Source organism: Janthinobacterium sp. NKUCC08_JDC (genome assembly GCF_019345575.1).
GTDB lineage: Bacteria > Pseudomonadota > Gammaproteobacteria > Burkholderiales > Burkholderiaceae_D > Janthinobacterium > Janthinobacterium aestuarii.
In genome coordinates this window covers 183,480-200,352 of the sequence record NZ_JAHKQW010000004.1, presented here as the reverse complement: position 1 = coordinate 200,352, position 16,873 = coordinate 183,480, and the positions used below count along the sequence as shown (strand labels likewise).

19 protein-coding genes are annotated in these 16,873 nt (G+C 63.7%); 5 read left to right on the top strand and 14 right to left on the bottom strand.

All coding sequences use genetic code 11. The features are described from left to right. Positions 1-97: 97 nt before the first annotated feature. Positions 98-559: an FKBP-type peptidyl-prolyl cis-trans isomerase gene (locus KO538_RS13230; protein ID WP_034752853.1), complete on the top strand. Its 462-nt coding sequence runs from the start codon at positions 98-100 to the stop codon at positions 557-559. 66 nt (positions 560-625) lie between these two features. On the opposite strand, the gene KO538_RS13225 is transcribed toward KO538_RS13230, so the two are convergent. Genes KO538_RS13225 through KO538_RS13215 form a run of 3 tightly spaced genes read right to left on the bottom strand, consistent with a single transcriptional unit; the run spans position 626 to position 2,718 of the window. Continuing rightward, a complete protein-coding gene (locus tag KO538_RS13225; protein WP_219328557.1) occupies positions 626-1,303 on the bottom strand; it encodes a diphthine--ammonia ligase in 678 nt (225 codons plus the stop codon). Further along, positions 1,300-1,770, bottom strand: a complete 471-nt coding sequence (locus tag KO538_RS13220; RefSeq protein WP_219328556.1) for a GNAT family N-acetyltransferase — start codon at positions 1,768-1,770, stop codon at positions 1,300-1,302. The genes KO538_RS13225 and KO538_RS13220 overlap by 4 nt, the downstream gene beginning before the upstream one ends. 39 nt (positions 1,771-1,809) lie before the next feature. Beyond that, positions 1,810-2,718, bottom strand: coding sequence for a LysR family transcriptional regulator (locus KO538_RS13215; protein WP_219328555.1), 909 nt, complete (start codon positions 2,716-2,718; stop codon positions 1,810-1,812). 120 nt (positions 2,719-2,838) lie between these two features. Between KO538_RS13215 and KO538_RS13210 the strand changes: the two genes are divergently transcribed. Then, positions 2,839-3,672, top strand: coding sequence for a type 1 glutamine amidotransferase domain-containing protein (locus tag KO538_RS13210; RefSeq protein WP_257620335.1), 834 nt, complete (start codon positions 2,839-2,841; stop codon positions 3,670-3,672). A gap of 62 nt (positions 3,673-3,734) precedes the next feature. Here the strand turns inward: KO538_RS13210 and KO538_RS13205 are convergent, their stop codons facing one another. Then, positions 3,735-4,160: an organic hydroperoxide resistance protein gene (locus KO538_RS13205; protein ID WP_034752862.1), complete on the bottom strand. Its 426-nt coding sequence runs from the start codon at positions 4,158-4,160 to the stop codon at positions 3,735-3,737. Between the two features lie 282 nt (positions 4,161-4,442). On the opposite strand from KO538_RS13205, the gene KO538_RS13200 reads away from it, so the two are divergent. Both KO538_RS13200 and KO538_RS13195 read left to right on the top strand, forming a co-directional pair. After that, positions 4,443-5,708: a histidine kinase gene (locus KO538_RS13200; protein ID WP_219328553.1), complete on the top strand. Its 1,266-nt coding sequence runs from the start codon at positions 4,443-4,445 to the stop codon at positions 5,706-5,708. Continuing rightward, a complete protein-coding gene (locus KO538_RS13195; RefSeq protein WP_219328552.1) occupies positions 5,695-6,477 on the top strand; it encodes a LytTR family DNA-binding domain-containing protein in 783 nt (260 codons plus the stop codon). The genes KO538_RS13200 and KO538_RS13195 overlap by 14 nt, the downstream gene beginning before the upstream one ends. Positions 6,478-6,558: 81 nt before the next feature. Here the strand turns inward: KO538_RS13195 and KO538_RS13190 are convergent, their stop codons facing one another. The 7 genes from KO538_RS13190 to KO538_RS13160 form a co-directional block, all read right to left on the bottom strand. Next, positions 6,559-7,602: a histone deacetylase family protein gene (locus KO538_RS13190; RefSeq protein WP_058049326.1), complete on the bottom strand. Its 1,044-nt coding sequence runs from the start codon at positions 7,600-7,602 to the stop codon at positions 6,559-6,561. 28 nt (positions 7,603-7,630) lie between these two features. Beyond that, the gene (gene gshA / locus KO538_RS13185; protein ID WP_219328551.1) at positions 7,631-9,232 is read right to left on the bottom strand and encodes a glutamate--cysteine ligase; all 1,602 of its coding nucleotides are present in this window, start codon (positions 9,230-9,232) and stop codon (positions 7,631-7,633) included. A gap of 216 nt (positions 9,233-9,448) precedes the next feature. Further along, on the bottom strand, positions 9,449-10,279 hold the full coding sequence (gene prmC / locus KO538_RS13180) for a peptide chain release factor N(5)-glutamine methyltransferase (RefSeq protein ID WP_046681907.1): 831 nt from the start codon (positions 10,277-10,279) through the stop codon (positions 9,449-9,451). An 11-nt stretch (positions 10,280-10,290) separates the two neighbouring features. Next, the gene (locus tag KO538_RS13175) at positions 10,291-10,761 is read right to left on the bottom strand and encodes a disulfide bond formation protein B (protein ID WP_034753580.1); all 471 of its coding nucleotides are present in this window, start codon (positions 10,759-10,761) and stop codon (positions 10,291-10,293) included. A gap of 184 nt (positions 10,762-10,945) precedes the next feature. Then, positions 10,946-12,022, bottom strand: coding sequence for a peptide chain release factor 1 (gene prfA, locus KO538_RS13170; protein ID WP_034752877.1), 1,077 nt, complete (start codon positions 12,020-12,022; stop codon positions 10,946-10,948). 95 nt (positions 12,023-12,117) lie between these two features. Next, complete coding sequence (hemA, locus tag KO538_RS13165; protein WP_034752880.1) at positions 12,118-13,392, bottom strand: glutamyl-tRNA reductase; 1,275 nt, start codon at positions 13,390-13,392, stop codon at positions 12,118-12,120. Positions 13,393-13,472: 80 nt separating this feature from the next. Then, a complete protein-coding gene (locus KO538_RS13160; protein ID WP_219328550.1) occupies positions 13,473-14,162 on the bottom strand; it encodes a response regulator transcription factor in 690 nt (229 codons plus the stop codon). A 168-nt stretch (positions 14,163-14,330) separates the two neighbouring features. On the opposite strand from KO538_RS13160, the gene KO538_RS13155 reads away from it, so the two are divergent. Next, complete coding sequence (locus KO538_RS13155; protein ID WP_219328549.1) at positions 14,331-14,834, top strand: YcjF family protein; 504 nt, start codon at positions 14,331-14,333, stop codon at positions 14,832-14,834. A 3-nt stretch (positions 14,835-14,837) separates the two neighbouring features. Here KO538_RS13155 and minE read toward each other — a convergent pair whose 3' ends face one another. From minE to minC, 3 genes are read right to left on the bottom strand one after another with little or no spacing between them, the layout of a single operon-like run. Beyond that, on the bottom strand, positions 14,838-15,089 hold the full coding sequence (minE, locus tag KO538_RS13150; RefSeq protein ID WP_034752886.1) for a cell division topological specificity factor MinE: 252 nt from the start codon (positions 15,087-15,089) through the stop codon (positions 14,838-14,840). Between the two features lies 1 nt (position 15,090). Then, positions 15,091-15,906: a septum site-determining protein MinD gene (gene minD / locus KO538_RS13145; RefSeq protein ID WP_034752889.1), complete on the bottom strand. Its 816-nt coding sequence runs from the start codon at positions 15,904-15,906 to the stop codon at positions 15,091-15,093. A 37-nt stretch (positions 15,907-15,943) separates the two neighbouring features. After that, positions 15,944-16,693, bottom strand: coding sequence for a septum site-determining protein MinC (gene minC, locus KO538_RS13140; protein WP_086137425.1), 750 nt, complete (start codon positions 16,691-16,693; stop codon positions 15,944-15,946). Positions 16,694-16,873: the final 180 nt, after the last annotated feature.

Genomic DNA, 16,873 nt, shown 5'->3' with positions numbered 1-16,873 from the left:
TGCTTACAAATTGGCTGCGCGACTCCTGTTAAACTGCTGCTCGCACCGGTCCGCACCGTACGGGCCTCAGCCACACACCAATATTTAAAGGGAAACCATGAAATCGGTATTTCAAATGATCGCCACCCTCGCTTGTGCCGTGGCCCTGACCGCTTGCGGTGCTGCTGCCAACACCGAGAAGCCGGTCGTGCTCGACCCGAATACGCAAGTGAAAGAACTGACCATTACCGATCCGGTGGTCGGCACCGGTACGGCAGCGGCAGCGGGCGACACCCTGCTGGTGACTTACACGGGCTGGCTGTATGACGCAAGCAAGCCGGGCAACAAGGGCGTGCAGTTCGATGCGAACCAGACCGGCGCCGGTTTTAGTTTCCCTCTCGGTATCGGCCAGGTCATCCTGGGCTGGGACCGCGGCCTGGTCGGCATGAAGGTCGGCGGCACGCGCGTGCTGGCCATTCCGTATGACCTCGGTTATGGCAAGGCGGGCAGCGCGCCGAAGATTCCTGGCTATGCCGGCTTGCTGTTCGAGATCAAGCTGGTGAGCGTGACGAAAAAGTAGGCACGCGCAGGGCAGCAAACAAAAGGGCGATTCCACGGAATCGCCCTTTTTGCTTTGGCGGGCCCTTTACGCCTCGGGCGGGGCCAGCTCCTGGAAGTAATACGTGGCGCCGCCCAGATTGGCCGGCGCGTCATATTGCAGCACTTGCGTGCGGCGCAGCGCCACCGGTGCGCTGAAGGCGGGACCGTCGTAGACGAAGGTGTGGAATTCGCCGTTTTCGCCGCAGGCGTCGACGCCGGGCGGCAGGTCGGCGAGGAAGGAAGCGTCGAACTCGCGTCCGCAAAATGCGCGCGGCAGGTGCCGGCCATTGATGCACACGACGATGGCCTTGAAGCCGGCGGCGAGAAATTCGTCGACCAGCGCGCGGCGATCCCCGCCCCACAGGGGCAGGTGCGCCGTCAGGCCGGCGACCGCGCAGACTTTTTCTTCCCAGTCGCGGTGCGGCTGCAGGTCGATGTCGCCAAACAGCGCGTGATCGATGCCCTCGGCCTTGGCCGCGCGCAGCATGGCGATGAATTGCTCTTCGTAGCTGGCCCAGCTGGCGTGATAGCGCTGCAGGCGCGCGCCCAGGCTGGCCGCCTGCGCGGCGAGCAGCTCGGGCGGCACGCCGTGCGAGCGCGATTTGCGGCCATCTTCATCCATGGCCGTGATCAACAGCGGCACGTCCATGCCGGCGTTGCGCGCGCGCCACAGGGCCAGGCAGGAATCCTTGCCGCCGCTCCAGGAAATCAGGGCCGTCGTCATGCCGCTTGCTCCACCGCGCGCAGCATGTCGACGTGCTGTATGCCGTCTTCGTCGTACGGCGCGCTGACGGTGACAAAGCCGAACGACTGGTAGAAGCGCTCCAGGTACTGCTGTGCGCCGATGCGGATGGCGTGGCCAGGATGCTGGCGTACGGCGCGGGCGATGCCTTCCGTTAATAGCTGTTTGCCGGCGCCCGTGGTGCGTGCCTCGGGCGCCGTCAGCACGCGGCCCAGCGACATTTCCACATACTTGGCGCCCGGTGCCAGCACGCGCAGGTAGGCGGCCAGACGGCGCTGGCCATCGACCGTTTGCCAGCCCAGCAAATGCATGGCTTGCTGGTCATGGCCGTCCAGGTCCGGGTAAATGCACTGCTGTTCGATGACGAACACGCGCTGGCGCAGAGCCAGCACCTGGTACAAATCGTGGGGGCCGAGTTCGTCGAACGTGTTCCATTGCCAGCTGATCATGGGTCATCCTTGATTGAGAGTGGCGTGATTTTACCGGCTTCACGCGGCCGGCGTGGGATAGCGCTGCGCATACCAGTGCTTTAGGTGCTCGATGCAGCGCGTCACGCGGGGCGCCACCAGCTGGCGCGATGGATAGATGGCGAACAGCGCCAGGCTGGGCCGCTCAATGTCCGGAAACAGCTCGACCAGGGCGCCGCTGGCCAGTTCCTCGCGGCAGACAAAGGTGGGCAGGATGCCGATGCCCAGGCCGCGCAGGATCAGGCTGCGCATGAACAGCGTGTTGTTCGTGCGGACCCAGTTCGGCACTTCGATGTCGCTGTGCGGTCCCGCATGGCGCAGCGGCCAGCGGCTGCCGAACAGCGCGTGGCTGTAGATGAAGCAGCGCTGGCGCGTCAGGTCCGTGGCTTCCCGCACGGGGCCGTGGCGTTCCAGATAGGCGGGCGCGCAGCAGATGTGCAGGCGGTAGTCGTGGATATGGCGCGCCACGTAGCTCGAATCGTTGAGCGCGGTGGTGACGCGAAAGCCCAGGTCGTAGTTGGCGGCCGCCAGATCGACATATTCATCCTTCAGGTCGACGTCCAGGCGCAGCGCGGGCCAGTCGGCCATGAAATCGGCCAGGCCCTCGGCCAATTCGCCCACGCCCAAGGTCAGCGGCGCGTTGATGCGCAGGCGGCCCGTCACGTGCGCCGTCGAGTGTGCCACCATGTCTTCCGCCTGCGCCAGCTCGTCGAGCAGCTTGCGGCAGTGCTCGAGGTAGGCGGCGCCCGTTTCCGTCAGCGCCAATTGGCGCGTGGTGCGCGTCATCAGGCGTCCGCCCAGTTCCTGCTCCAGCTGGCCGATGCGCCGGCTCACATACGAAGCCGACAGGTCCAGTTCGTCGGCGGCGCGGCGAAAGCTGCCCAGCTCGGCCACGCGGCGAAACAGCTGCATCGCCTGCAATTTGTCCATTTCATTCCTATTCGGCGCTTCTATTCGGTCTTATTCTGCATCAGTGCTGTGCATTATTCATCATTTTTCCGTATTTTGATTCGGAATATGCTGGTGACCTCTCTACAGAAAGGCCACACCATGAAAAAATTACTGATCAGCAGCCTGTTGCTCGCCGCCTTTTCCACCGCTCAGGCGGCCGATGTCCTCGTCGTGCTGTCGGACGCCAATCACCTCGAGCTGCGCGACGGCAAGGTCTTCCCGACGGGTTTTTATCTGAATGAATTGATGCAGCCCGTGAAGAAGCTGCTCGACGCGGGCCACACGGTGACGTTCGCCACGCCGCAGGGCAAGGCGCCCACCCTGGACGCGAGCTCGGATACGGTCGATTACTTTGGCGGCGACGCCACCGCGCACGCGGCGCACAAGGCACTGCTGGACCAGCTGGCGCTGACGGTGCCGGGCCGCTCGCCCGTGATCAGCCTGAAGCGCGTGGAGCAGATCGGTTATGGCCACTACGCGGCCGTGCTGGTGCCGGGCGGCCACGCGCCGATGCAGGATCTGTTGAAGGATGCCAGCCTGGGCGCCTTGCTGCGCCAGTTCCATGCGGACGGCAAGCCGACGGCGCTGCTGTGCCATGGCCCCATCGCCTTGCTGTCGGCTTTGCCGCAGGCGGCAGCGTTTGCGGCCGCGCTGGAAGCGGGACGCACGCCGCCCATGCCGGCGGACTGGATCTACAGCGGCTACCGCATGACGGTGATCAGCAATCAGGAAGAACTGGCGGCGCAAGGCGCGCTGAAGGGCGGGACGATGAAGTTCTATCCGCAGTCGGGCTTGCAGGCGGCCGGCGCGCAGTATGTGCAGAACCAGACTCCGTGGACCAGCAACGTCGTGGTCGACCGCGAACTGATCACGGGGCAGAATCCCGCCTCGGCACCGGCCCTGGCGGACAAGCTGCTGCAGGCGCTGCGCTAAAGCAAAAATCCCCGGCCGCGCCAAGTGGCGCGTCCGGGGAGGTAGAGTGCATGCAGCGGAGATTACACGATCGTCAAGGTGACGTCGATGTTGCCGCGCGTGGCGTTCGAGTACGGGCACACGATGTGGGCGGCGGCGACCAGCGCTTCGGCGGCGGCGCGTTCCATGCCTGGCAGCGAGATTTTCAATTCCACTTCGATGCCGAAGCCCGTTTCGATGGCGCCGATGCCGACGTTGCCTTCGATGGACAGGTCCGCTGGCACGGCGATCTTGTCGCGACCGCCGACGAATTTCATGGCGCCGATGAAGCAGGCCGAGTAGCCGGCGGCGAACAGTTGTTCCGGATTGGTGCCGACGGCGCCATTGCCGCCCAGTTCTTTTGGCGTGGTCAGTTTGACGTCCAGCACGTTGTCGGACGACACGGCACGGCCTTCGCGGCCTCCGGTGGCGGTGGCTTGAGCGCGGTACAGGACTTGTTTGATCGACATGATGGTTCCTTTAGGTAAATAAATAGGTGGCTACTAAATAGTGTACTACTTGTTTCGTGGGCTGTCGCCCCAGGATCTCCGTCTGCAGAAGCACTTGCCGGCGTCCATGTACACAATATATATCGTGCGCTATTTAATTGCAAGCGATTTTATTTTGGGATGGCGTGGACTGATACTTTATTTTGATGCCTTTGTCGCCAGTATTGCCCTTCCATCGCATAATGGCCACCGCCGCGCGCACCGATGGTTATGCTTGGCCCACTTCAATACCAAGGAAAAATCATGACTAGCCTCTTCTTTATCCTGCGCATCACCGTGGCCACGATGCTCACGTACATCATCGCCACGGCGATCCTGGTCGAGAACTTCCTGCGCTATATCTTCGGGAATACGGAAGGCTTCTTTGTCATCGTCGGCGCGCTGCTGGCCAGCGCCGTCATCACGAATGCGTTTTCGCACGTGCGGCGCGTGCGCTTGATCGCCGGCACCGTCAATGCCGGCACCCTGTCGAGCCGCCAGCGGCGCCAGATCGAGATCCCGTTCGAGGCGGGCGAGGCGTTCGACATGATCGACGCGGCCATCCGCGAACTGCCGGGCAGCGAAGTGGTCGAAAGCGCGCGCGACAGCCTGCAAGTGCAGGCTAGAGTGCGCCGCCCGGCGCCGTACACGCACACGGGCTTGCCCCGCATGCGCGTGCTCGGTTTCCTCGAGCCGCGGCCGAACCAGATCCTCGCCACCGTCACGCCGAATGGCGAGGCGGGCAGCGTGACCCTGATCTGCGAACCGGCGCGCAATGCCTGGACCGACTGGTTCCTCGTCGACCATGGCAGCAACCTGGAAAACGCGGAAGCGGTGACGCGGGCGATGACGCGCCGCGTGGCGCAGCGCCGGCGCGGCGAGCAGGCCGAGGCGCGCCAGACGGTGACGGAAAAGGAACTCACGGTGGCCAAGCTGAGCCTGCTGCATGCGCAGGTTGAGCCGCACTTCCTGTACAACACCCTGGCCAGCGCGCAGCTGCTCACGCGCAGCGACCCCGTGCGCGCCGATGAAATGCTGGGCAACCTGATTTTGTACCTGCGCCACTCGCTGCCACGCACGGAGCAAGCGATGTCGACCCTGGGCACGGAGCTGGAACGGGCGCGCGCCTATCTCGATATTTTGAAAATCCGCATGGGCGGGCGTTTGAACCTGCAGATCGAAGTGCCGCAATACCTGCGCCAGGTGGAGCTGCCGCCGATGATGCTGCAAACCCTGGTGGAAAACGCCATCAAGCATGGCCTGGAGCCGAAAAGCGGCGGCGGTACCATCTGGATCATGGCGCGCAGCGGCGATGGCACGGTGATCGTCACGGTGGCCGACGATGGCAAGGGATTCAGCGACGACGGCGCCGGCACGGGCATCGGCCTGCGCAATGTGCGCGAACGCCTGCGCCTGACCTACGGCAACGCCGCCGCGTTTGCCATCGTCGCCAATTTCCCCGATGGCGTGACGGCCACCATCACGGTGCCGGACAGCACGGCGCAAGGAGTGTCGTATGCATCAGCCTGAGATGACTTGCATCATCGCCGAAGATGAAACCCTGCTGCGCGATGCGCTCGTGGCCCTGCTGGCCGAAGAGTGGCCCTACTTGCGCATCGTCGCCGCCTGCGACGACGGCGGCACGGCACTCGAGGCCATCGCCACGCACAAGCCCGACGTCGCCTTCCTCGACATCCGCATGCCGGGCCTGACGGGGCTGGAAGTGGCGGCCGGCGCGCTTGAAGCGAGTCCCGCCACGCAGGTGGTGTTCGTCACGGCCTTCGACCAGTACGCGATCGATGCCTTCGACAAGGGCGCCGTCGATTATCTGTTGAAACCGATCGGACGCGAGCGCCTGCAAGCGACCCTGCAGCGCGTGCAGGCGCGGGCCGGCAAGGCCCGGGCGGGCGACGGCGCGCTGGCCGGCTTGCTGCAGCAATTGAGCCGCGCCTTGCCGGCGGCCGCCAAGTCGCCGCCGCTGGTGTGGCTGACGGCCAGCAGCGGCAAGGATACGCGGCTGATCATGGTGGAAGACATCGCCTATTTTCAATCCGACACCAAGTACACGGCCGTCATGACGGCGGACGGCGAGGCGCTGCTGCGCAAGCCGATCCGCGAACTGCTCGACGTGCTCGACCCGGCCATCTTCAAGCAGATCCACCGCTCCACCATCGTCAACATGAAGATGGTGGCGTCGGTGACGCGCGACGAGGTGGGACGCGGCGCCTTGCGCCTGAAGACACGGCCGGAAACGCTGGCCGTGAGCCAGCCGTTCATGGCCTTGTTCCGGAATATGTAGAGCTGCTAAAGCCGGGGTCAGACCCTCAACACCGCTAACGCCAGGCTCACCGTCAACGTGGACGGGGGGCTGACCCCAGAATTACTCCGCCGTCTCAAAACCTTCCAGCACATTGACGACATTGATGCCGATTTCCTTCACCGCATAGCCGCCTTCGAGGATGAAGGCGGTGGGCAGGTTCAGGTGGGCCAGGCGCTCGCCCACGCGCAGGTAGTCGCCGCTTTGCAGGGCGAAGTGCGACAGCGGGTCGCCGGCGAAGGTGTCGACACCGAGCGAGACCACCAGCGCGTCGGGCGCGTACATATTGATGCGCAGGCAGGCCGTTTCCAGCGCGGCGAACCAGCTGGCCGTGGTGCTGCCGGCCGGCAGCGGCAGGTTGACGTTGTAGCCGAGCCCCGCGCCGCTGCCCGTCTCGTCGGCGTGGCCCAGATAAAACGGATACTCATTGCGCGGGTCGGCGTGGATGGAGGCGAACAGCACGTCGTCGCGCTGGTAAAAGATGCTTTGCGTGCCGTTGCCGTGGTGGTAGTCGATATCGAGGATGGCGACCTTGCGGGCGCCATCGTCGAGCAAATGCTGTGCGGCCAGGGCCGCGTTGTTCAGAAAACAGTAGCCGCCAAAAAAGTCGCTGCCCGCGTGGTGGCCCGGTGGGCGCGTGAGGGCGAACGTGGCGCGCTCGCCCAGGCGCAGCGCGTGGGCCGCGTTGACGGCGCAGTCGGCGCCCGTCTTGGCCGCCGTCCACGTGCCGGCCGTCAGCGGCGTGCCATTGTCCATCGAGTACAGGCCCAGCTTGGCCGTGAAGTCGTCCGGTTCGATATCGCTGCGCAAGGTGCGCACGGGCCACACGGATGGCAGTGCATCCTTGCCCGCGTTGTCGGGGTCGAGCGCCAGCCAGTCATGCCAGGCGTGGCGCAAAAAATGCAGGTAACGGGGCGTGTGGATGCGCTCTAACGACGTCAGCGGCACGCCGTGCGGCGTGACGATGCGGCCCAGGTTGCGCCGTCCCAGCTCGGCCACCACCATGTCGGCCCGTTCGGGCGTCTCGAAGCAGGGCACCATGGTCCCGCGAAACATCTCGAAGCGGCCCCGGTGCTGGCCGTGCAATTCATTGTAGAAGGTCAGCATGGGGCGCCAGGCGAAAAGTCGGGCAGGATCAGGTGTGCGAGCACAGGGTGCTGGCGCGGTAGGCGGCGACGAAATCGTCGAAGCTGCCGGCCGGTGCCGCTTCCATGGCGCGCTGCTCGGCCAGCGAGCTGGCGGCCATCGCGTCGAAATACGCACTTTGCTCGGGTATGGGCGGATGCGCGCGGAAAAACGCCGCATGGCGTTCGCTTTGCTGCAGGCCGAAGGCGGCAAACGAGCCGCCGTTGGCGCGCAGCTCGGCCAATACCTTCGCCGATGGCGTCGCATCGGGGTTGGCCAGTTTGACGGCTTGCGCCGCCAGACTGTCCGCGTGCTGCGTGCCGCCATGGCGAGAGTCGAGCAGCGCTGCCACGGGGGCGATGCGTGCCAGCAATTCCTCGCCCCAGGCCTGCAGGGTGATCTCCTCGCCGTCGCGGCGCAGGGTCAAGCCCGGCTTGCGGCCTTCCTTGACGGTGCGGGCGAAATTGTTCGTGTAGCAGGCGCTTTGCTCGGCCGAGATGGGACCGCTGTCGTCGAGCGCGCAGAACAGCAGGAACGCGTCGAGGAAACGGCCCGTTTCCAGGCTGATGCCGACCGGTTCGAACGGGTCGACGTCCATGCAGCGCACTTCGATGTATTGCACGCCGCGCAGGCACAGAGCCTGGATCGGGCGCTCGCCCGTGCGGATCACGCGCTTCGGGCGGATGGTCGAATAGTATTCATTTTCGATCTGCAGCACGTTGGTGGACAGCTGAATCCACTCGCCATCCTTCTTGGTGCCCAGCGCCGCATATGGCGGATACGGGTCGTTGACGGCGTGCGTGAGCGCGTTGACGTAGTCTTCCAGGCTGTTTTCGTGCGGACGCAGGCCCGACTGGGCATCGTTCTGGTAGCCGAGGTCGCTCATGCGCAGGCTGGTGGCGTACGGCAGGAACAGGGTGTCGTCGGACAAGGTGTCGAGCTTGTGCGCGCGGCCGCGCAGGAAACCGGCGGACAGGGCCGGCGAAGCGCCGAACAGGTACATCAGGAGCCAGCTGTAGCGGCGGAAATTGCGGATCGTTGCCAGATAGCTTTCCGACTGCACGTCTTTCGGCGTGGCTGCCGCTTGCGTGGCGCTGGCGCTGGTGTCCGGATTGCTGGCCAGCACTTGCCACAGCTGCTCGTCGAGCGAGTAGTTGTAATGGATGCCGGCGATGCATTGCATGGCTTTGCCGTAACGCAAGGCCAGGCCGCGCCGGTAGACGTGCTTGAGCATGCCCATGTTCGAGGTGCCGTAGTTGGCGATCTCGATCTCCGCTTCGGGCGGCAGCTGGCATGGCATCGACTGGCTCCACAGCAACTCGTCGCCGAGGCGGCTGTAGGCGTGGCGGTGCACGGTGTCGAGCTTGTCGAGCGTGACGCCGATGTCGGCTTCGGCCGGGGTGATGAATTCGAGCAGCGCCTCGGCGTAGTCGGTGGTGATTTCAGGGTGCGTCAGCGCCGAGCCCAGAGCGGCGGGATGGGGCGTGGAAGCCAGATGGCCGGCGTGGTCGACGCGCAGGGTTTCACGTTCGATGCCGCGCAAGCCGCCCAGCAGCGCGCGGTTGGCATCTTCGGTCAGCAATGCCAGGCGGCGAGTCAACAGGTTGGGCAATTTGAGCTTCCTTTCTTGTGCAGCATATAAATAATTTGTGCTGAGATTAACCGAATTTTGGCAAATGCGTCGGCGCCGGCCCAAAAAACGCCGCGTCGCCAGCGTCCGTCCCGGGCAACGGGAACGGCGCTTCGGTCAGGAATTCGCTTGATAGTTTAACAAACTGCGGGGGGATCTGGCGCGCTGCCGGGTCAAGCTTTGCGCAGGTGGCGGCCGTCAGCCCAGGCGGGCGCCGCTGACCCGTTCGATGCCGGCCAGGTCGCGCCAGCTTTGCACTTTGTTGTAGCCGGCGTCGGCCAGCAAGCCGCGCACGGATGCCGCCTGGTCGTAGCCGTGCTCCATCAGCAGCCAGGCGCCTGAAGCCAGGTGGCGCGCGGCGCCGGAAACGATGGTGCGCAGGGCCGACAAGCCGTCCGCGTGATCGGTCAGCGCGCCCGTCGGTTCGAAGCGCAGATCGCCTTCGGCCAGGTGGCGGTCGCCGCTGGCGATGTAGGGGGGATTCGAGACGATCAGGTCGAATTTTTCCGTGCCCAGCGCTTCGAACCAGTCGCTGGCCATGAAGGTGATGTTGACGCCGTTGGCGCTGGCGTTGCGGCGCGCCACGGCCAGCGCCGCGCTGCTCACGTCCAGGGCCGTGACGACGGCGTCGGGCCGCGTGTGCGCGAGCGCAACGGCGATGGCGCCGCTGCCCGTGCCCATGTCGAGCACCCGTCCGCCCGGTGGCAGGCGCTCTAGCGCCAGTTCCACCAGCACTTCCGTGTCGGGGCGGGGGATCAGCACGGCGTCGTTGACTTCGAACGGCAGGCCGAAAAATTCACGCTGGCCGACGATATAGGCGATGGGCTCGCCCTGCAGGCGGCGCGCCAGCAAGTTCGACAGCCGTTCCGTTTCGTTGGGAGTGAGTACACGCTCCGATTGCGTGATCAGGCTCACGCGCGACAGGCCCAGCGCGTGGCCGAGCAAAATGCGGTTATCGAGCGGGTCGAGCAGCGGGCGGATTTGCAGGGCGCCGACAGTGCTGCCGGCGGGAATCAAGGTTTCTGGCATGGTGCTTTCAATTATTTCTGACGGCGCAGCAAGGTCCACAGCATGGCGATGGCGAAGATGGCGAACCAGGCGAATGCCCATTGCGGGATCGACAGGCCGAAAAACGGCTCGCCGGCGCTTTCGCAGGCGCCGTACGATTCAAACATGAAGGGCATGAGTTCGGCCGTGAAGACCTTGTTCAGCGCCGTTTCCACCGGATCGATGCCGCACGAGAAGCCGGGGTTGGCCAGCACGTACAAATGCTTGGCGCCCACGCCCAGGCCGCCCAGGGCTGCCAGCAAGCCGACGCTGGCGCCGATTTTCGGCCGGTTGGCCACCGCGCCGGCCAGGCAGGCGATGCCGATGGCGAGGAACAGGTAGCGCTGGATCACGCACAGCGGGCACGGCGCCATGTTCATGGCATGCTGCAAATACATGGCCACGCCCAGCATCAGGAAACACAGGGCGGCGGTCAACAGGAGGACGGTGCGTGAATTTTTCATGGGCGACACGGTGAGGTGGATGGAATCGAGCTGGTCATTTTCGCACAAGGGCCGATTTTTATTGCTTAGCCGCTACTTAAAGCTGTCGGCTTACGCGCTGCGCGCCAAGCCGACCTACAAATCGCGGCGTAGGTTGGCGTAGGTCGGCTTAGCGCAGCGTAAGCCGACACAGCGGCGTCAGCGTTTAGTCACCGAGTGCCGCCAGCAATTCCGCCTGATGCTCGGCCGCCAGCGCATTCGTCAACTCCGTCAAATCCCCATCCATGATGAAGTCGAGTTTATATAACGTCAGGTTGATGCGGTGGTCCGTCAGCCGGCCTTGCGGGAAATTGTACGTACGGATGCGCTCGCTGCGGTCGCCCGAGCCGATCAGGCTCTTGCGCGTGGCCGCTTCCTTCGACTGCTGTTCGCGCAACTGCACGTCCTTGATGCGCGCGGCCAGCACCTTCATCGCTTGCGCCTTGTTCTTGTGCTGGCTGCGGTCATCCTGGCATTCGACCACAATGCCGGTCGGCAAGTGGGTGATGCGCACGGCCGAATCCGTCTTGTTGATGTGCTGTCCGCCGGCACCCGAGGCGCGGTAGGTGTCGATGCGCAAGTCGGCCGGGTTGATGTTGACGTCTTCGACTTCATCGGCTTCCGGCATCACGGCCACCGTGCAGGCCGACGTGTGGATGCGTCCCTGCGTTTCCGTGGCCGGCACGCGCTGCACGCGGTGGCCGCCCGATTCGAATTTCAGTTTCGAATACGCGCCATTGCCCACCACGCGCACGATCACTTCGCGGTAGCCGCCGAGGTCGGAATCGGACGAGGACACGAGTTCCACCTGCCAGCGGTTGCGCTCGGCAAAGCGCGTGTACATGCGTAATAAATCGCCGGCGAACAGGGCCGATTCGTCGCCGCCCGTGCCGGCGCGAATTTCCAGGAAGATATTGCGCTCGTCATTGACGTCCTTCGGCAGCAGCATGGTCTGCAGTTCGCGTTCCAGGCGCGCCATGGTGGTTTTCGCCGCTTCGATTTCTTCCTGGGCGAATTCCTTCATGTCCGGATCGCCGAGCATCTCTTGCGCCGTCGTAATATCGTTGCCCGCTTCCTGGTAGGAGCGGTACAGGGCCACCAGCGGGCCCAGTTCGGCGTGCTCGCGCGTCATCTTGCGGTAGCTGTCCATGTTCGACGTGGCGTCCGGGTGCATCAGCAGTTCGTCGAGTTCGACCAGGCGGTTCGCCAGTTGATCGAGTTTGGCCAGCATGGATGGTTTCATAGCGATTCGCGGTAAAGAGTGTAGGGATGGTGCAGGTTCTGCAACTACGGCAGGCGGGCAGGGGTGGCCGCGCGCGGGCGGCCAGCGGGGCTGCGCTAACGGCGGGGGCGGAACAGTTTCGGCAGCAGGGTGACCAGTTGCTTGCGCTCGTCGCCTTGCGCGTGGTGCAGCGCCTGCTGCGGGCCGTGCAGGAACTTGGCCGTCAAGCCTTTCGACAGCGCTTCGAGGACGGCATCGATGTCGGCGCCCTTGGCCAGCATCTTGCGCGCCCGTTCCACTTCCATCAGGCGCAATGATTCGCTGTTTTCATGCAAATGCTGGATGACGGGCACCATGGCGCGGTCGTCGACCCAGCTCATGAACGATTGCACGCGCGTCTCGATGATGGCTTCGGCTTGTGCCACGGCCGCTTGCCGGCTTTCCAGGCCCGTTTGCACGACCTTGCCCAGGTCGTCGACCGTGTACAGGAAGACGTCGTTCAAACGGCCCACTTCCGCTTCGATATCGCGCGGCACGGCCAGGTCGACCATGAACATGGGCTTGTGGCGGCGTGCCTTGATGGCGCGCTCGACCAGGCCCAGGCCCAGCAGGGGCAACGATGACGCCGTGCACGAGATGACGATGTCGAACTGGTGCAGCTGCTCCGGCAAGTCCGCCAGGCGGATGGCCTTGCCGTTGAAGCGGTGCGCCAGTTCCTCGCCCCGTTCCATGGTGCGGTTGGCAATGGTGATGCTTTTCGGGTTTTGCGCCGCAAAGTGCGTGGCGCACAATTCGATCATTTCGCCGGCGCCGATGAACAGCACGTTCTGCTCGGCGATCTTGTCGAAGATGCGCTGCGACAGGCGCACGGCGGCGGCCGCCATGGACACGCTGTGGGCGCCGATTTCCGTGCTGCTGCGCACTTCCTTGGCCACCGAAAAGCTGCGCTGGAACAACTGGTGCAGATACGTGCCCAGGCCGCCCGCCTCGTCGGCCGTGCGGATGGCGTCCTTGATCTGCCCGAGGATCTGCGTTTCGCCCAGCACCATCGAATCGAGCCCGGAGGCGACGCGGAAGGTGTGGCGCACGGCATCGTGCTGCGGCAGCATATACAAGTGCGGGCGCAGCTCGCTGTAATTGAGCTGGTGGTAGTCGGCCAGGAAATGCGCGCCCGCGTCGAGCGGATTGGGCACATGGCTGGCCGCATACAGCTCGGTGCGGTTGCACGTCGACAGGATGGCCGCTTCGTCGTTGTCGCGCAAGTCGATGCGCTGGAACCAGGTACGCGCCGCCATCACCGCCGAACCCAAGTGCTCAGGCGCAAACGCCAGCTGTTCGCGAAGCGACACTGGGGCGGTGGTATGGTTGAGGCCGACGGCGAGCAGTTGCATTTCAGGGCTGTTGGGGTGACTTATGCCGACATTATAGCGCTTTGTGCCCGCGCTTTGAGCAGGTCAGCCGTTGCCGCCATTCAGCCGCCCAGTTTTTCCAGGCGATAACCGTAGCTGTAGACGGGCACGAGCCGGTAGCCGTGTTCCGGTTTCAGCTGCAGCTTGTTGCGCACGCGCGAGACGTGGGTATCCATGGTGCGCGAAGGCAGGGCCGTGTCGCGCTGCCACACGGCTTCGTGGATATAGGCGCGCGACAGGGGACGGCCCAGGTTGCGGAAAAACAGCAGCGCCAGGGCGAATTCCTTGTGCGTCACGTCGAGTACTTCGCCATCGCGCAGCAGGCGGCCGGGGCGGGTTTCAAACGTGTAGGACCCGAATTGCAAGTACTCGGCGCCATTCTGGGCCGGATAGGCCACGCGCAACAGCGCCTGGGTGCGCAAGGTCAGTTCGCTGCGCCGCAGGGGCTTGATCATGTAATCGTCGGCGCCGGCCGTCATGCCCGCCACCACATCATCTTCGCCGGAACTGTTGGTCATAAACAACACGGGCGCCTTCGGCGCCAGTTTTTCCCGGGCACGGCGCAAGACTTCCGCACCGTCCAGATCGCTCACATGCCAGTCGAGGATGAGCATGTCGCAACTGTCCTTGCGCAGTTGCCCCAGCATTTCCTTACCACTCTGAAACTCGTGGCAAGCGTGGCCGGCGGCGGTGAGCACCTGGCAGATCATTTCTGCCTGGCTATGATCGCTATCGAGTACGGCAATTCGCATAATTGGCTGGAGTGTGTAGCAACAAACAGACGGTCTGCTCTGCTTATCGTAATGTTAAGGAATGCTCAAGTGAAATATAACAGAGATTGCAACTGTGTCCAGTGAAATCGGAGGGCGGAGCCTTTACGTTACACTTGTTCATCTACCCCCTACTGTGGAGAAGCGGCCATGCCAGACAAGAGCACTACCGATTGGACACTGATACCGGCCAGTCGTGCGGAAATCGAGCAAGTGCGCGAGCGTTGCCGGCGCCTGGTGCAGCGGCGCGCGATGATGTCGGCGGGCGCCTCGGCCATTCCCATTCCCGGCGTCGACCTGATGTCCGACGTGGGCCTGTTTTCCATGCTGATCAACGATATCAACCACGAATTCGGCCTGACGCCCGAGCAGATCGAGCGCCTGAACCCGCAGTTCAAGATGATGGCCTACCGCGCGGCGGTGGGCATGGGTGGCATGCTGGTAGGAAAGCTGGTGTCGCGCGAACTGATCCTCCACCTGCTCAAGCGCAGTGGCGTCAAGATTGCCACCAAGCAGGTGGCGCGCTTCGTGCCGTTTGCCGGCCAGGCGGTGGCGGCAGCCATCGGCTACGCCGTGTTCCGCCAGATCGGCAACCAGCACGTAAACGCCTGCGCCGCGGTGGCGCAGGAATTGCTCGCGGTCAGGCCGGATTAAATATTACGCGTCCGGCAGCACCACGTTGACGTCGAGCACCTCCAGGTTGCCCTGGCGGTCCAGCGAGATCTTGATGTCGTCGGCGTTGACCTTGGTGTACTTGGAAATGACGGCGATCAATTCCTTGTGCAGGGCGGGCAGGAAGTCCGGACCATCGCGTCCGCTGCGTTCGCGGGCGATGATGATCTGCAGGCGTTCCTTGGCCGCGGTGGCCGTCTTCGGCTTGGGGGGGAAGAGGAAAGAAAGCAAGGCCATATCACTTCGCCCCAAAAATGCGCTGGAGTAATCCAGGCTTTTCATAGTTGGTAAAGCGCAACTCGACTTCTTCGCCGAGGAAACGCGAGACCACGTCTTCATAGGCTTGCGCCACGTCCGTGCCCGTGAAATGGATGGCCGGGTTGCCCTGGTTCGAGGCGGCCAGCACTTGCTCCGACTCCGGAATGATGCCCACCAGCGGGATGCGCAGGATTTCCTGCACGTCCTGGTAGGACAGCATTTCATCCGATTCCACGCGTTTCGGCGAGTAGCGGGTGATCAGCAAATGTTCCTTGACCGGCTCGCCGCCCGTCTGCGCGCGGCGCGACTTGGCTTGCAGGATGCCGAGGATGCGGTCCGAATCGCGCACAGACGACACTTCCGGGTTGGTGACGATGATGGCTTCGTCGGCGAACGTCAGCGCCATCAGCGCGCCATGCTCGATACCGGCCGGCGAATCGCAGATGATGAACTCGAAACCCATGTTGATCAGGTCGTTCAACACGCGTTCCACGCCTTCTTCCGACAAGGCATCCTTGTCGCGCGTTTGCGATGCGGGCAGGATGAACAGGTTGTCGCAGTGCTTGTCCTTGATCAGGGCCTGGTTCAGGGTGGCCTCTTTATTGATCACATTGATCAGGTCGTAGACGACGCGGCGCTCGCAACCCATGATCAGGTCGAGGTTACGCAGGCCTACGTCGAAGTCGAGCACGGCTGTCTTGTGGCCGCGCATGGCCAGGCCAGTGGAAAAACTGGCGCTAGAGGTCGTCTTGCCGACACCGCCCTTGCCGGACGTCACAACAATAATTCTTGCCACAAATAATCCTTTTCAGATATCTCTTGAATTGTGCAGCTTAAGAGCGGTTCACGGGAGTGACCGGATTGACAGAGTGTATATCGATTCTGTCTCCAGCCAAACGAATTTGCGCGGGTCCGCGCGCCATTTCTGCGGGGAAACCATCCTCGAACGTGCGGTACACGCCGGCGATCGAGACCAGTTCCGGTTCCATCGCCAGCGCGAAGATGCGCGCCTGGGGATTGCCCGAGGCGCCGGCCAGCGCGCGGCCGTACAGCGAGGAGTACACGTGGATGCTGCCGTCGGCGATGATTTCGGCGCCATTGTTGACGACAGCGGTGATGATCAGGTCGCAGCCGCGCGCATAAATGCGCTGGCCGGCCCGCACGGGCGTGTCGATCACCATCACTTGGGCGTCGGCGCCCGACTGGGCCGCCGCCGTGGGCGTATCCTTGGGGCCATCCTTGGGCGGCGCATCGTCGCGCGTCTTGCCGCTGTCGAGGCTCAAGCCTTGCGCGAGGATGGCGTCATGCATGTCGGCCGGCGCATTGCGCACGGCCACGGCATTCAAACGGTATTTCTTCAGCAGGGCCACCAGGGCGGCCCAGTCGATGGGCACGCTGCCGGGCGGCAAGGCCGCCACGTCCAGCACGGCCAGGTCGTCCTCGAAAAAGTCGGCCACGCCTCCCGTCATGTCGCGCAAGGCGGCATCGAGGGCCTGTGTATCGGCGCTATGCATGATGGCGGAGACAGCAACGACGGTGGAAATCTTGATTTCGATAGGCTTCTGCGACGGGCTTTTGGACATAAACATTTATCAAAGTGAAACTGCGGCAGGCCAGATGTTCCGTACGGCAACAATGGGAGCAGTAAATTTCTTGCATTCTACTGCAAAAAAATCGGCGTCAGGGGCCTGGCGCATGCTATTCCGCAGGGCAACACCTACTTCATGTCAAAAAAAACGGACGGCGCCCCGGAAAACCGGTGC